We start from the raw sequence: 14,128 nt of genomic DNA, 5'->3' as shown, positions 1-14,128 counted from the left end.
ACAAGCTGTTTTTTTATAACAGTTTTTTACAGAGCATAGCTGCCGTTCACTACTTTACAGCCCGCCTTCGCGTTCGCCCTCTACCTCAAGCTCTTCGCTTTCATTGCGCAGGCGTCGAACTTTAAGTTCGCTGACCACCACGGCGATGACGATCATCAGGCCGCCTATGAGTGCCACACCGGGCAGACGCTCGCCTGCGATATGGCCGACGATGCCAGCCCACACCGGCTCGCCGGCGTAGATGAGTGTGGCGCGGGTTGGCGATACCGATTTCTGCGCCCAGTTCATCGCCACCTGGATCACTGCGCTCATGGCACCCAAGCCCAGTGCACTTAGCAACAATAGCCAGGAGAAGTCGGGGATGCGCTCCTGAGTCGGTACGATCATCAGGAACGACAGCAGCGAGGCGGTGGCCAGTTGCACTACGGTGACGCGGCGCACATCGACCTGCCCGGCATACCGGCTGATCAGAATGATCTCGGCCGCAATGGCCACGGCGCTTACCAGGGTCACGATTTCGCCTTCGCTGAAACGCAGGGTACCGCCCTCGGGGCCAGCGAGCAGCATCAGGCCGAGGAACGCCAGGCAGATTCCCAGGCTTGGCATCAGCCCTGGCCGACGGCCAAGCACCAGCCACTGCAACAGCGGTACGAAGGGCACATACAGTGCAGTAATAAAGGCCGACTGGCTGCTGCTGATGGTTTGCAGGCCCATGGTTTGCAAACCATAACCGAGCATGATGGTCGCACCAATCAGCGCGCCGGCCTTCAATTCGGTGAATGTCAGCCCGGGCAGCGCGCGTATCGAGACCAGGCCGACGAACAAGGCGGCTGCAGCAAACCTCAGGCCGACGAAGAACATCGGGCCACTCACGGTCATGACGTTGTGCACCAGCAGGAATGTGCCGCCCCACAGCATGGTGATGAACACCAGTAGCACCTCGGCCTTGCTCAGGCGCAAGGATACGGTGGTCTGCTGGCGGTTGATCGGTTGGCTCATGGTCTTGCTTACTCGGAAGTGGCAGCGCACAATCGCCGCAAAGTGGGCAGTATACTGCGCAACCTTTAAAAGTGAGCAATATAGTGCACAAAGATTCCGCGCACCGTGCTTCGGTGCTCCAGCATGTGAGCCTCAACGTTCGTGGTCTGCGCAATGCGGTGGGGATGAGCCAGAGTGCCTTGGCCGAGCGCTCAGGTGTCAGCCGGCGCATGCTGGTGGCGATCGAGGCTGGTGAGAAGAACGTCAGCCTGACTACGCTCGACCTGATAGCTGAAGCGTTGGGGGTTGCCTTCAGCCGGCTGATCCAGGCGCCCGACCAGCGCGATACCAGCCGCATCGACGAACTGGCCTGGGCCGGTGAGCATCCCCAGAGCAAGGCGGTGCTGCTGGCCAGCAGCACCGCTCGGCGAGAGGTGGAGATCTGGGAGTGGACCCTGGCGCCGGGAGAGTGCTACACCAGTGAAGCCGATGCCGAGGGCTGGAGCGAGCAGATCTATGTGGCTGAAGGGCAACTGACGCTGATCATCGAGCAGATCGAGCACTGTCTGCACGTCGGTCAGTTCCATGTATTTCCCAGTAACTGCCGCTATGCCTACCGCAACGATGGTGCCGTGCCGACGCGCTTCGTACGCAACGTGGTAATTTGAACGGTCAGTTTTTCAGAAGCTCATCGGTCTTCACCACTTTGGCGTACGCAAACGCGAGTGCAGCCATCACCGAATCGTGCACCTGGGCTGCCGGTATTTGCTTGCCATTGAACTCAAGAGGCAGGGTGGCGCAGGCATCGTGCGCCACCGTGACATCGTAGCCAAAGTCAGCTGCTGCTCGCGTGGCGGCATCGACGCACATGTGGCTCATGCTGCCGACTATGGTGAGTGTTTTTACACCTTGGTCATCGAGCGTGCGCTTGAGATCGGTATCAAGAAATGCATTCACCTTGTGCTTGAGCACGACGGGCTCGTCTTCCAGCGGCTGGACTTTTGCGTGAATCGCAGCGCCTTGGGTGTCGGGAGCGAAGAACGGCGCGTCTTCGCTTTCGAACTCATGCCGCACATGCACCACAAGGTCGCCTCGCTGGCGTGCCGCGGCCAGCAGCTTTGCCGCATTGTCGGCCGCCGGGTTGGCGCCTTCCAGGGGCCACTTGCCTCCGGGGAAATAGTCGTTCTGGATGTCGATGATGATCAGCGCCTGCTTGCTCATGTTGCCTCCTGGGTCAGTAGCATCGGGTGCCATTAGTTATAGGCGGTGCGCGGGATGAATGCGTAGTTCAGGGCAGATGCGGCCCGGGCCCCTCGCCGGCGAGGTGATCCTGGCGGTTGCGAAGCGGGCAGTCCTTCAGCGACATGCAACCGCAGCCGATGCAGCCGTCAAGTTGATCGCGCAACAGGATCATTTCGCCAATGCGCCGATCGAGGTCTTCGCGCCAGCCTTCGGACAATCGTCGCCAGTCCTCGGCGGTAGGAATGTGATCATTTGGTAGCGTCGCCAGGGCCCTGGCGATGTTGGCCAGCGGGATGCCCAAGCGCTGAGCCATCTTGATCACCGCCACGCGGCGCAGCATCGCCCGCGGGTAACGGCGCTGGTTGCCGGCGTTGCGGGAACTCTGGATCAGGCCTTTGGTTTCATAAAAGTGCAGAGCGGTTACCGCCACACCGCTGCGCGCGGCCAGTTGGCCGACACTGAGCAGCTTTTCGTGGGTGGTCGGCGTATGTCTGGGCATGCGAAAAAGCTCTTGACCTTGAGTTAACTGGAGGTTTTACCCTGCCGATCATCGCGCTGCAAGCGTCCGGAGCAAGGAGACTGCCCATGTTGGCCATGCCGCAACCGCTGTGGTTCACCCAGATGATCGAATATGAAGTGCCTGCCACCCGCCAGGAGGCACTTGCCCACGCATTGGTAATTCGCGCTGAGGAGCTGGCCTCGCGTTTTGAGGGACTGCAAGAAGTCAGCATCCAGGCCAGCGATGACGGTAGCCGCGTATTGCAGTGTCTACAGTGGCAATCACGACAGGCTTGGGTAGCGGCAACTGCGTCTTTTGTCGAAGAGCCCTTCCTCGAAATCGTGCGTCGACATCAGGCGCGCAGCGTCAACTTTGCCGCTTATCAGGCGTTACGAAGCCTGGCGCGGGGTGTCGACGGTGGCCTGCACTGCCAGGTCGGCGCGCCTCAGGCATACCAAGGGGCATAGTGGGGATAGCGGTCCAGGCGCGCGCCTATCACCATCTCGCTGATCCACGATGCGAGGATCGAACTGTAGGCTTTCTGGCTTTGCTCGCTCGATAGTGCGTGGTCGGCGCCGTCGACGATGCGGTGGGTAAGCGAGTGGGCGCTGACGAAAGCCGAACGGTAGCTCATCAGCGTGGTGTGCGGCACATAGTCGTCCTGTTCCGACTCGACCAGCAGCACATCGCCAGCGAACCCCGCGCAGGCAGCCAGGGCGCGATTGTCACCTGGGCCAAGCAGGCGCTGGCGGTAGGCTTTCAGGCGCTGACGGTCCAGGGTCTGTTTGGGCTTGTCCCATTCGTCGTCCCAGTACATCGCAGGTACGCGCAGAGCCAGCCACTTCACTGGGCGGTGCAGGGTCAGCAAGGTGGCTAGGTAGCCGCCATAGCTGCTGCCGATGATGGCGATCGCACTGTTGTCCACCGCGGGGTGGCTGACCAGGCGGTCATAAGCAGCCAGCAAATCTTTGAGGTTCTGCTCGCGTGTAACCGTAAGGCGCTGGCTTTCGGTTTTTTCGTGGCCCCGCAGGTCAAAGGTCATGCACACGCAACCGAGCCCTGTGATATGCCGGGCCCGTGCAAGGTCGCGTTGCTGGCTACCGCCCCAGCCATGTACGAAAAGGATCCCGGGCATCTTGCTTCCGGGGCTGACCAAGGTACCGGCGATGCTGTCGTCGTCGACCTGCAGTTCGACGGTTTCACTCTGAATGGCCATACTCGCGAATCCGCGCGTACTTGCAGAATTGTCCGAGTTCACTGTCGTTTCCTTGATAGAAGAGGGTGGCGTCAGTGGGAAGGTTGGGTGTACCGAATATTTCATGGGTGGAGGCTCGCACCCGTTGCAGTGCCGGGTCATCGGCAAAGGCCTGCAGGGCCAGCAGCTCAGCGCTGCTGGCCCCACCCAAACGCCAGGATTGTTCAAGTACGCCACTGCGCAGGTGGCCCTCAGGGTTTTTGCCGCGGGCGATGTCGTAGTTGCGCCGGGAGGCGATGAAGCCTGGGAAGTGCTGCTCGGCTGCATGCTCATAGGTCAGGGCCTGGTTGATGGCAAGGCGCAGGTGGTCCTCCAGTGGCAGTTGCAACAAGGCCTGGTAGTCGCCGCGCACCACCAGCAGGTCGGAGCCTCCGTATACCTCGGTACCTTGGTGGTCCTGGGTCAACTGCTGGGTGCCGAGGTAGCTGCAGGTCAGGCCGGCGACACGCACTTGGCCAACGCTGAAGGTTTCCACTTCACTGAGGTCCTCCTCCAGCACCAGCCCCCACAAGGCCAGGCCCTGATCATCAATGTTGGCCAACAATGGTTCCAGTTCATCCAGTTGAACGATCACCTGTTGCCCACGCCCCGCGCATGCCAGCACCGGCTTGAGCCGTACTGCGCCATCGCGCAGCAGTAACTGCGCGGCCCGCCGGGCATCGGCTTTGCTGAATACGGTGTAACCGCACAGCAGGGCATCGCTGGCCTGGCGGGCGAAGTCGTCAGTCCAGCCTGGGGGGAAGGTGGCATTGGCAGGCAGCGGGTGGGAGATCGCTTTGGTTGCCATATAAGGATGACTGACCAAGCCCCCGAACAGGTCATGTTCCGTTCGGATGCCGAGGTGGGCATAACGTTGCGGGTCGATGAGGGTTTCAGTGGGTAGGTAGTAATAGTGGTCGGCGGCTTTGGGTGGCAGATCAGGGGTTGCTCGCGCGCACCCTAGAAGCTCGGCCAGGCCATCAGCCAGCTTCAGGTGCACTGCGTGTTCGTGCTCAGGGGTGTGATCGCGAGCATCGAGGAGGACGACCCCCGCTTTTGATTCGCAGGTGCTGGGCATGGGCATCAGCCTGTCTGCAATGAATGTACTGATTGTGAAGCCCATGGTTTGGGGAAGTTCAGGTGGAAGCGATCGATGGTTCGTAGTGGCAGGAACCGCTGTTCCTTTGCACGCGCAACGATGGCTTGCAGGCCGCGAGTCAGTCGTCGCGATTGCAGGGTGAGGTTGGCTGTTCCATTATCGTGCATCTGGATCAACCAAGATGTTACCGCAGGAGTGCGAATGAACGTTCATACCACCCGTGAGCAGAGGGTTCCCGAGCGCCTGATGCGTGTGCGCGAGGTAATGGCCAGGGAGGGGGTCGATGCCCTGCTGGTGCCCTCAGCCGACCCTCATCTTTCTGAGTACCTGCCGGGCTATTGGCAGGGGCGGCGGTGGCTGTCGGGCTTCGATGGTTCGGTGGGTACGTTGGTGGTCACTGCAAATTTTGCAGGGGTGTGGGCCGATAGCCGTTACTGGGAGCAAGCTATCAAGGAGTTGGCGGGTAGCGGCATCGAACTCATGAAGCTGCAGCCGGGTAAGCCGGGTGCGCTGGAATGGCTGGGCGACAATGTCCCGGCCAAAGGAACAGTGGCCGTGGATGGGGCGGTCATGGCGCTGGCGTCTGCGCGCCAGCTCGAGGAGCGCCTCAGGGGGCGCGGCATTCGCTTGGTAACCAGCCAGGATTTGCTTGCCGAGGTTTGGGAAGAGCGCCCTGCGCTGCCGAGTAACCCTGTGTATCAGCACCTGCCGCCTCACGCCACAGTCAGTCGGTCGGAAAAGCTTGCCCAGTTGCGCCGCACCATGGAAGAGAAGGGCGCAGACTGGCACTTCATTGCGACCCTGGATGACATCGCCTGGCTGTTCAATTTGCGCGGTAGTGATGTCTCCTACAACCCGGTATTCGTTTCCTTTGCGTTGATCAGCCAGCAGCGCGCCGCTTTATTCGTTGGCGCTGGAAAGCTTGACGCGCATTTGCGCCATGTACTGGAAGCCGATGGTATCGAGGTGCGTGATTATTCGGAGATCGGCGAAGCGCTGTCACAGGTACCTGCCGGCGGCCGGCTTTTGGTCGATCCTGCGCGCGTGACCTGTGGCCTGCTCAAGAACCTAGGCCCCCAGGTTTCGCTGATTGAAGGGCCGAACCCGACCACATTGAGCAAATCACGCAAGGGTGAAGATGAGCTGGTCCATATACGCCACACCATGGAGCAGGATGGCGCAGCGCTGTGTGAGTTCTTCGCCTGGTTTGAGGCGAGTCAAGGTAAGGAACCCATCACCGAACTGACCATCGATGAACAACTGAGTGCTGCGCGTGCACGGCGCCCCGGCTTCGTCTCGCTGAGTTTCTCGACCATTGCAGCTTTCAATGCCAATGGTGCAATGCCCCATTACCGTGCCACCGAGCAATCTCACGCGGTCATTGAAGGCAATGGCTTGCTGCTTATCGACTCGGGAGGGCAGTATCTGGGCGGAACCACCGACATCACGCGGATGGTTCCGGTGGGCACTCCGACGTTTGAGCAGAAGCAGGATTGCACTCGGGTGCTCAAGGGTATGATCGCTCTGTCACGCGCCACATTCCCGCGCGGTATTCTTTCGCCCTTGCTCGATGCTATCGCGAGGGCGCCGATTTGGGCGGATCAGGTCGACTATGGCCATGGTACCGGGCACGGTGTCGGCTATTTCATGAATGTGCATGAAGGGCCGCAGGTCATTGCCTATCAGGCTGCTACCGCGCCGCAGACCGCTATGCAGGAAGGGATGATCAGTTCCATCGAGCCAGGGACCTATCGCCCTGGCGCTTGGGGGGTGCGCATCGAGAACCTGGTGGTCAACCGGGCATCGGGCAAAAGTGAGTTCGGTGATTTCCTCGATTTCGAGACCCTGACGTTATGCCCTATCGATGCACGCTGCCTGCTCACCGAGTGCCTCACCAAGGATGAACTGGCGTGGCTCAACGGCTACCACGCGACGGTTCGCGAGCGCCTTGCTCCCCTGCTGTCAGGCGACGCATCGGCTTGGCTTGAAGCTCGCACAGCAGCATTGTGAGCAGCCGCGGTGGGCAGTAGATAAAAGAAGGGCAGCTCACGAGCTGCCCTTTCTGTTTACTTGCAGATGACGATCATGCTGCGGCTGGTATACCCGGCTGGGTTGATGCCGAAGAGGTAATCACCCGGCTCTTCGTCGGTGTCTCCAGAACGGGCGATGACCTTGTAACCGCGTGTGCTGCAGGCCGTGGCGGCCTTGCTGTAGCACTTGTCCCAGGATGAGGAGAGGCCGGAGCAGTTGATGTGCAGGCCCTTCTTCCCTTTTTTGACCTCAGTCTTGGCCGTTGCGGCACATCCGGCAATGGCCAAGACGGCCAGGATGAGCAAAATACGTTTCATTCCTGTCCTTAAATGCAGGGTTGATCAGTTGTCTGACCCTGTCGTTATCGCTTCGGTTCTTCCTGAATAGCCTTTGACATCCGTGTGCATGCAAGTAGATAGCGTAAAGATTATGGTTTTGTGACAGCTTAATCAGCAGGACTGCGCGCTACAATGGCCAATTCCGGGTCAAATGAAAATATTTCTCAAATCAGTCGGCTGCAACAGGGGGCTTCGCGTCGCGGCGCATGGACAGCGTGGCACCCACTGATGCGGCAATGATGGCGAGAATGGCCAGCCACTGGGTTACGCTCAGCAACTCGCCCAGGAACAATAAACCGGAAAGGGCACCAATGGCCGGTTCTATGCTCATCAGAGTGCCGAATGTGCGGGCTGGCATGCGGGTCAGGGCGACCATTTCCAGGCTATAGGGCAGGGCGGTCGAGAGTATTGCGACCCCTAGGGCCAGTGGTATGAGCGCAGGTGTCAACAGTGCGGTGCCGGCATGAACGATACCGATCGGCGCAACAAATATCGCCGCGACCACTACACCCAGTGCTGCGCTCTGAATCCCGTGTTCTGCTCCGGCGCGTTGGCCAAAGAGGATATACAGGGCCCAGCACACGCCGGCACCCAGTGCATAGGCGGCGCCCGTGAGGTCGAGGGGCTGGCCGCCATGGCCGACCGGGATCAGCAGCAGCAGGCCGCTGACTGCCAGTGCAATCCACAGGAAGTCAATGGCGCGCCGCGACGCGAAAAGCGCTACGGCCAATGGGCCGGTGAACTCGAGGGCTACGGCGATGCCCAGTGGTGTTGTCTGCAGTGCCATATAAAAGAGGAAATTCATCCCGCCCAGGGCCATGCCGTAGATGATCACATTGCGCAGCGTCTTGGTGGTCATCCGTACGCGCCAGGGGCGCAGAATTAGAAGCATGATGATGCTGGCGAAGATCAGGCGCAGGGTTGTGGTGCCTTGTGCGCCGATGATCGGGAACATGCTTTTGGCCAGGGAGGCACCGGACTGTATCGATGCCATGGCGATAAGCAGCAGGCCTATAGGAAACAGCATGGTGGCCAAGCTGCGGGGCTGGGTGTTCATTTGTGCGCGGCAATCCTTTTAATGATGGGTGTGGGTGTGCAATATAGTGCGCAATTGCAAGGGTGAGGTGCAAGGTGCCCGCCAAAACACCTACTTGCATGTATGTTCAGTGATTTGAAATAAAGCCTTGACGCCCTCTTGAATCCCCTTATAATGCGCCCCACTTCCAGCGTAGTCGGAATGAGAAACTCCTTGAAATTCAAAGAGTTGCTTAATCCAGGTAGTACTGGTGGTGCTTCGATCGCCTGATCGATAGCGGTTGAAATGGTGGTTGACAGCGCTTCTAAGTGCTGTATGATTCGCCTCCCGCTACGAGAGATCGCAGCGAGCCAAGTGTTTGAAGTTGAACGAGTTTCTCGCAAAAAACTTCAAAATAAACGCTTGACAGGCTCTGAGGAAAGCGTAGAATGCGCGCCTCGGTTGAGACGAAAAGCTCTTAACCAAACGCTCTTTAACAAATCGAATCAAGCAATTCGTGTGGGTGCTTGTGAGTACGGACTGATAGTCAGAAAGATTATCAGCATCACAAGTGACCATGCGAGAAATCACATAGTCATTTGAGATTGCTGAGCCAAGTTTAGGGTTTCTTAAAAACCCAAGCAGTATTGAACTGAAGAGTTTGATCATGGCTCAGATTGAACGCTGGCGGCAGGCCTAACACATGCAAGTCGAGCGGATGACGGGAGCTTGCTCCTTGATTCAGCGGCGGACGGGTGAGTAATGCCTAGGAATCTGCCTGGTAGTGGGGGACAACGTTTCGAAAGGAACGCTAATACCGCATACGTCCTACGGGAGAAAGCAGGGGACCTTCGGGCCTTGCGCTATCAGATGAGCCTAGGTCGGATTAGCTAGTTGGTGGGGTAATGGCTCACCAAGGCGACGATCCGTAACTGGTCTGAGAGGATGATCAGTCACACTGGAACTGAGACACGGTCCAGACTCCTACGGGAGGCAGCAGTGGGGAATATTGGACAATGGGCGAAAGCCTGATCCAGCCATGCCGCGTGTGTGAAGAAGGTCTTCGGATTGTAAAGCACTTTAAGTTGGGAGGAAGGGCATTAACCTAATACGTTAGTGTTTTGACGTTACCGACAGAATAAGCACCGGCTAACTCTGTGCCAGCAGCCGCGGTAATACAGAGGGTGCAAGCGTTAATCGGAATTACTGGGCGTAAAGCGCGCGTAGGTGGTTTGTTAAGTTGGATGTGAAAGCCCCGGGCTCAACCTGGGAACTGCATCCAAAACTGGCAAGCTAGAGTACGGTAGAGGGTGGTGGAATTTCCTGTGTAGCGGTGAAATGCGTAGATATAGGAAGGAACACCAGTGGCGAAGGCGACCACCTGGACTGATACTGACACTGAGGTGCGAAAGCGTGGGGAGCAAACAGGATTAGATACCCTGGTAGTCCACGCCGTAAACGATGTCAACTAGCCGTTGGAATCCTTGAGATTTTAGTGGCGCAGCTAACGCATTAAGTTGACCGCCTGGGGAGTACGGCCGCAAGGTTAAAACTCAAATGAATTGACGGGGGCCCGCACAAGCGGTGGAGCATGTGGTTTAATTCGAAGCAACGCGAAGAACCTTACCAGGCCTTGACATGCAGAGAACTTTCCAGAGATGGATTGGTGCCTTCGGGAACTCTGACACAGGTGCTGCATGGCTGTCGTCAGCTCGTGTCGTGAGATGTTGGGTTAAGTCCCGTAACGAGCGCAACCCTTGTCCTTAGTTACCAGCACGTTATGGTGGGCACTCTAAGGAGACTGCCGGTGACAAACCGGAGGAAGGTGGGGATGACGTCAAGTCATCATGGCCCTTACGGCCTGGGCTACACACGTGCTACAATGGTCGGTACAGAGGGTTGCCAAGCCGCGAGGTGGAGCTAATCTCACAAAACCGATCGTAGTCCGGATCGCAGTCTGCAACTCGACTGCGTGAAGTCGGAATCGCTAGTAATCGCGAATCAGAATGTCGCGGTGAATACGTTCCCGGGCCTTGTACACACCGCCCGTCACACCATGGGAGTGGGTTGCACCAGAAGTAGCTAGTCTAACCTTCGGGAGGACGGTTACCACGGTGTGATTCATGACTGGGGTGAAGTCGTAACAAGGTAGCCGTAGGGGAACCTGCGGCTGGATCACCTCCTTAATCGACGACATCAGCCTGCTGATGAGCTCCCACACGAATTGCTTGATTCTTTGTATAAAGACGATGCTGTAACGCGACCCTGTTATAGGTCTGTAGCTCAGTTGGTTAGAGCGCACCCCTGATAAGGGTGAGGTCGGCAGTTCAAATCTGCCCAGACCTACCATTACATGGTTCAGCCGTAGAATACGGGGCCATAGCTCAGCTGGGAGAGCGCCTGCCTTGCACGCAGGAGGTCAGCGGTTCGATCCCGCTTGGCTCCACCACTTTTGCAGTAACTTGTCAGAACTTAGAAATGAACATTCGGCTTGAATGTTGATTTCTGGCTTTTGTCAGATCGTTCTTTAAAAATTCGGATATGTGATAGAAATAGACTGAACACCAGTTTCACTGCTGGTGGATCAGGCTAAGGTAAAATTTGTGAGTTCTGCTCGAAAGAGCAACATGCGAATTTTCGGCGAATGTCGTCTTCACAGTATAACCAGATTGCTTGGGGTTATATGGTCAAGTGAAGAAGCGCATACGGTGGATGCCTTGGCAGTCAGAGGCGATGAAAGACGTGGTAGCCTGCGATAAGCTTTGGGGAGTCGGCAAACAGACTGTGATCCAGAGATCTCTGAATGGGGGAACCCACTCAGCATAAGCTGAGTATCTTGTACTGAATACATAGGTGCAAGAGGCGAACCAGGGGAACTGAAACATCTAAGTACCCTGAGGAAAAGAAATCAACCGAGATTCCCTTAGTAGTGGCGAGCGAACGGGGACCAGCCCTTAAGTTGGTTTGAGATTAGTGGAACGCTCTGGAAAGTGCGGCCATAGTGGGTGATAGCCCCGTACACGAAAATCTCTTATCAATGAAATCGAGTAGGACGGAGCACGAGAAACTTTGTCTGAACATGGGGGGACCATCCTCCAAGGCTAAATACTACTGACTGACCGATAGTGAACCAGTACCGTGAGGGAAAGGCGAAAAGAACCCCGGAGAGGGGAGTGAAATAGATCCTGAAACCGTATGCGTACAAGCAGTGGGAGCCTACTTTGTTAGGTGACTGCGTACCTTTTGTATAATGGGTCAGCGACTTATATTCAGTGGCGAGCTTAACCGAATAGGGGAGGCGTAGCGAAAGCGAGTCTTAATAGGGCGTTTAGTCGCTGGGTATAGACCCGAAACCGGGCGATCTATCCATGGGCAGGTTGAAGGTTAGGTAACACTGACTGGAGGACCGAACCGACTACCGTTGAAAAGTTAGCGGATGACCTGTGGATCGGAGTGAAAGGCTAATCAAGCTCGGAGATAGCTGGTTCTCCTCGAAAGCTATTTAGGTAGCGCCTCATGTATCACTGTAGGGGGTAGAGCACTGTTTCGGCTAGGGGGTCATCCCGACTTACCAAACCGATGCAAACTCCGAATACCTACAAGTGCCGAGCATGGGAGACACACGGCGGGTGCTAACGTCCGTCGTGAAAAGGGAAACAACCCAGACCGTCAGCTAAGGTCCCAAAGTCATGGTTAAGTGGGAAACGATGTGGGAAGGCTTAGACAGCTAGGAGGTTGGCTTAGAAGCAGCCACCCTTTAAAGAAAGCGTAATAGCTCACTAGTCGAGTCGGCCTGCGCGGAAGATGTAACGGGGCTCAAACCATGCACCGAAGCTACGGGTATCACCTTTGGTGATGCGGTAGAGGAGCGTTCTGTAAGCCTGTGAAGGTGAGTTGAGAAGCTTGCTGGAGGTATCAGAAGTGCGAATGCTGACATGAGTAACGACAATGCGAGTGAAAAACTCGCACGCCGAAAGACCAAGGTTTCCTGCGCAACGTTAATCGACGCAGGGTTAGTCGGTCCCTAAGGCGAGGCTGAAAAGCGTAGTCGATGGAAAACAGGTTAATATTCCTGTACTTCCAGTTATTGCGATGGAGGGACGGAGAAGGCTAGGCCAGCTTGGCGTTGGTTGTCCAAGTTTAAGGTGGTAGGCTGAGATCTTAGGCAAATCCGGGATCTCAAAGCCGAGAGCTGATGACGAGTTGCCTTTAGGCGACGAAGTGGTTGATGCCATGCTTCCAAGAAAAGCTCCTAAGCTTCAGATAACTGGGAACCGTACCCCAAACCGACACAGGTGGTTAGGTAGAGAATACCAAGGCGCTTGAGAGAACTCGGGTGAAGGAACTAGGCAAAATGGCACCGTAACTTCGGGAGAAGGTGCGCCGGTGAGGGTGAAGGACTTGCTCCGTAAGCTCATGCCGGTCGAAGATACCAGGCCGCTGCGACTGTTTATTAAAAACACAGCACTCTGCAAACACGAAAGTGGACGTATAGGGTGTGACGCCTGCCCGGTGCCGGAAGGTTAATTGATGGGGTTAGCGCAAGCGAAGCTCTTGATCGAAGCCCCGGTAAACGGCGGCCGTAACTATAACGGTCCTAAGGTAGCGAAATTCCTTGTCGGGTAAGTTCCGACCTGCACGAATGGCGTAACGATGGCGGCGCTGTCTCCACCCGAGACTCAGTGAAATTGAAATCGCTGTGAAGATGCAGTGTATCCGCGGCTAGACGGAAAGACCCCGTGAACCTTTACTATAGCTTTGCACTGGACTTTGAATTTGCTTGTGTAGGATAGGTGGGAGGCTTTGAAGTGGGGACGCCAGTTCTCATGGAGCCATCCTTGAAATACCACCCTGGCAACTTTGAGGTTCTAACTCAGGTCCGTTATCCGGATCGAGGACAGTGTATGGTGGGTAGTTTGACTGGGGCGGTCTCCTCCCAAAGAGTAACGGAGGAGTACGAAGGTGCGCTCAGACCGGTCGGAAATCGGTCGTAGAGTATAAAGGCAAAAGCGCGCTTGACTGCGAGACAAACACGTCGAGCAGGTACGAAAGTAGGTCTTAGTGATCCGGTGGTTCTGTATGGAAGGGCCATCGCTCAACGGATAAAAGGTACTCCGGGGATAACAGGCTGATACCGCCCAAGAGTTCATATCGACGGCGGTGTTTGGCACCTCGATGTCGGCTCATCACATCCTGGGGCTGAAGCCGGTCCCAAGGGTATGGCTGTTCGCCATTTAAAGTGGTACGCGAGCTGGGTTTAGAACGTCGTGAGACAGTTCGGTCCCTATCTGCCGTGGACGTTTGAGATTTGAGAGGGGCTGCTCCTAGTACGAGAGGACCGGAGTGGACGAACCTCTGGTGTTCCGGTTGTCACGCCAGTGGCATTGCCGGGTAGCTATGTTCGGAAGAGATAACCGCTGAAAGCATCTAAGCGGGAAACTTGCCTCAAGATGAGATCTCACTGGGATCTTGAATCCCCTAAAGGGCCGTCGAAGACTACGACGTTGATAGGTTGGGTGTGTAAGCGCTGTGAGGCGTTGAGCTAACCAATACTAATTGCCCGTGAGGCTTGACCATATAACACCCAAGCAATTTGCTTCTGCAGATTGTGGTGGTGAAGACGAAAGAACCGAAAGTTCGCAACATCACAACTATCGCATATCCGAATTCGCTGGGCTGTCCATCTGGACAT

10 protein-coding genes, 2 tRNA genes and 2 rRNA genes are annotated in these 14,128 nt (G+C 56.6%); 7 read left to right on the top strand and 7 right to left on the bottom strand.

Annotated elements, in window-relative coordinates:
* Positions 1 to 54: 54 nt before the first annotated feature.
* Complete coding sequence (locus NGJ21_RS00455) at positions 55 to 999, bottom strand: DMT family transporter (protein WP_251961679.1); 945 nt, start codon at positions 997 to 999, stop codon at positions 55 to 57.
* Between the two features lie 83 nt (positions 1,000 to 1,082).
* On the opposite strand from NGJ21_RS00455, the gene NGJ21_RS00450 reads away from it, so the two are divergent.
* A complete protein-coding gene (locus NGJ21_RS00450) occupies positions 1,083 to 1,646 on the top strand; it encodes a helix-turn-helix domain-containing protein (RefSeq protein ID WP_046785192.1) in 564 nt (187 codons plus the stop codon).
* Positions 1,647 to 1,650: 4 nt separating this feature from the next.
* Here the strand turns inward: NGJ21_RS00450 and NGJ21_RS00445 are convergent, their stop codons facing one another.
* Entirely contained in the window at positions 1,651 to 2,199 is a 549-nt protein-coding gene (locus NGJ21_RS00445; RefSeq protein WP_115274322.1) for a cysteine hydrolase family protein, read from the bottom strand.
* A 67-nt stretch (positions 2,200 to 2,266) separates the two neighbouring features.
* Complete coding sequence (soxR, locus tag NGJ21_RS00440; RefSeq protein WP_046785190.1) at positions 2,267 to 2,719, bottom strand: redox-sensitive transcriptional activator SoxR; 453 nt, start codon at positions 2,717 to 2,719, stop codon at positions 2,267 to 2,269.
* 86 nt (positions 2,720 to 2,805) lie between these two features.
* Here soxR and NGJ21_RS00435 point away from each other — a divergent pair, with 86 nt between their 5' ends.
* Positions 2,806 to 3,186: an antibiotic biosynthesis monooxygenase gene (locus NGJ21_RS00435; protein WP_115274323.1), complete on the top strand. Its 381-nt coding sequence runs from the start codon at positions 2,806 to 2,808 to the stop codon at positions 3,184 to 3,186.
* Here NGJ21_RS00435 and NGJ21_RS00430 read toward each other — a convergent pair.
* The gene (locus tag NGJ21_RS00430; protein ID WP_115274324.1) at positions 3,165 to 3,935 is read right to left on the bottom strand and encodes an alpha/beta hydrolase family protein; all 771 of its coding nucleotides are present in this window, start codon (positions 3,933 to 3,935) and stop codon (positions 3,165 to 3,167) included. The two genes, NGJ21_RS00435 and NGJ21_RS00430, sit on opposite strands and share 22 nt — an antisense overlap.
* Positions 3,919 to 5,037 carry a DUF3182 family protein gene (locus NGJ21_RS00425; protein ID WP_115275506.1) on the bottom strand — a complete coding sequence of 373 codons (1,119 nt, stop codon included), beginning with the start codon at positions 5,035 to 5,037 and terminating at the stop codon, positions 3,919 to 3,921. The genes NGJ21_RS00430 and NGJ21_RS00425 overlap by 17 nt, the downstream gene beginning before the upstream one ends.
* A gap of 216 nt (positions 5,038 to 5,253) precedes the next feature.
* Between NGJ21_RS00425 and NGJ21_RS00420 the strand changes: the two genes are divergently transcribed.
* Positions 5,254 to 7,062, top strand: a complete 1,809-nt coding sequence (locus tag NGJ21_RS00420) for an aminopeptidase P family protein (RefSeq protein ID WP_174142528.1) — start codon at positions 5,254 to 5,256, stop codon at positions 7,060 to 7,062.
* A gap of 56 nt (positions 7,063 to 7,118) precedes the next feature.
* Here the strand turns inward: NGJ21_RS00420 and NGJ21_RS00415 are convergent, their stop codons facing one another.
* Both NGJ21_RS00415 and rhtA read right to left on the bottom strand, forming a co-directional pair.
* A complete protein-coding gene (locus NGJ21_RS00415; RefSeq protein WP_039602547.1) occupies positions 7,119 to 7,400 on the bottom strand; it encodes a hypothetical protein in 282 nt (93 codons plus the stop codon).
* A gap of 190 nt (positions 7,401 to 7,590) precedes the next feature.
* Entirely contained in the window at positions 7,591 to 8,478 is an 888-nt protein-coding gene (rhtA, locus tag NGJ21_RS00410; protein WP_046785186.1) for a threonine/homoserine exporter RhtA, read from the bottom strand.
* A gap of 607 nt (positions 8,479 to 9,085) precedes the next feature.
* On the opposite strand from rhtA, the gene NGJ21_RS00405 reads away from it, so the two are divergent.
* The 4 genes from NGJ21_RS00405 to NGJ21_RS00390 all read left to right on the top strand — a co-directional run bounded on the left by NGJ21_RS00405 (position 9,086) and on the right by NGJ21_RS00390 (position 14,013).
* A 16S ribosomal RNA gene (locus tag NGJ21_RS00405) occupies positions 9,086 to 10,622 on the top strand.
* An 86-nt stretch (positions 10,623 to 10,708) separates the two neighbouring features.
* Positions 10,709 to 10,785 (top strand) — tRNA-Ile (locus NGJ21_RS00400).
* A gap of 24 nt (positions 10,786 to 10,809) precedes the next feature.
* Positions 10,810 to 10,885 (top strand) — tRNA-Ala (locus tag NGJ21_RS00395).
* A gap of 236 nt (positions 10,886 to 11,121) precedes the next feature.
* Positions 11,122 to 14,013, top strand: a 23S ribosomal RNA gene (locus NGJ21_RS00390).
* The 16S and 23S rRNA genes sit together here with 2 tRNA genes alongside, the layout of an rRNA operon.
* Positions 14,014 to 14,128: the final 115 nt, after the last annotated feature.

The organism is Pseudomonas sp. Marseille-Q5299 (assembly GCF_943737035.1).
Lineage (GTDB): Bacteria > Pseudomonadota > Gammaproteobacteria > Pseudomonadales > Pseudomonadaceae > Aquipseudomonas > Aquipseudomonas putida_E.
Note: the sequence above shows the minus strand (reverse complement) of the source record. Positions and strands in the feature narration are given on the sequence as shown.

What these genes read in the sequence shown, in the direction of transcription:
- NGJ21_RS00455 (WP_251961679.1), bottom strand. Translation starts at nt 999, where the DNA reads ATGAGCCAACCGATCAACCGCCAGCAGACCACCGTATCCTTGCGCCTG.
- NGJ21_RS00445 (WP_115274322.1), bottom strand. Translation starts at nt 2,199, where the DNA reads ATGAGCAAGCAGGCGCTGATCATCATCGACATCCAGAACGACTATTTC.
- soxR (WP_046785190.1), bottom strand. Translation starts at nt 2,719, where the DNA reads ATGCCCAGACATACGCCGACCACCCACGAAAAGCTGCTCAGTGTCGGC.
- NGJ21_RS00435 (WP_115274323.1), top strand. Translation starts at nt 2,806, where the DNA reads ATGTTGGCCATGCCGCAACCGCTGTGGTTCACCCAGATGATCGAATAT.
- NGJ21_RS00430 (WP_115274324.1), bottom strand. Translation starts at nt 3,935, where the DNA reads ATGGCCATTCAGAGTGAAACCGTCGAACTGCAGGTCGACGACGACAGC.
- NGJ21_RS00425 (WP_115275506.1), bottom strand. Translation starts at nt 5,037, where the DNA reads ATGCCCATGCCCAGCACCTGCGAATCAAAAGCGGGGGTCGTCCTCCTC.
- NGJ21_RS00420 (WP_174142528.1), top strand. Translation starts at nt 5,254, where the DNA reads ATGAACGTTCATACCACCCGTGAGCAGAGGGTTCCCGAGCGCCTGATG.
- NGJ21_RS00415 (WP_039602547.1), bottom strand. Translation starts at nt 7,400, where the DNA reads ATGAAACGTATTTTGCTCATCCTGGCCGTCTTGGCCATTGCCGGATGT.
- rhtA (WP_046785186.1), bottom strand. Translation starts at nt 8,478, where the DNA reads ATGAACACCCAGCCCCGCAGCTTGGCCACCATGCTGTTTCCTATAGGC.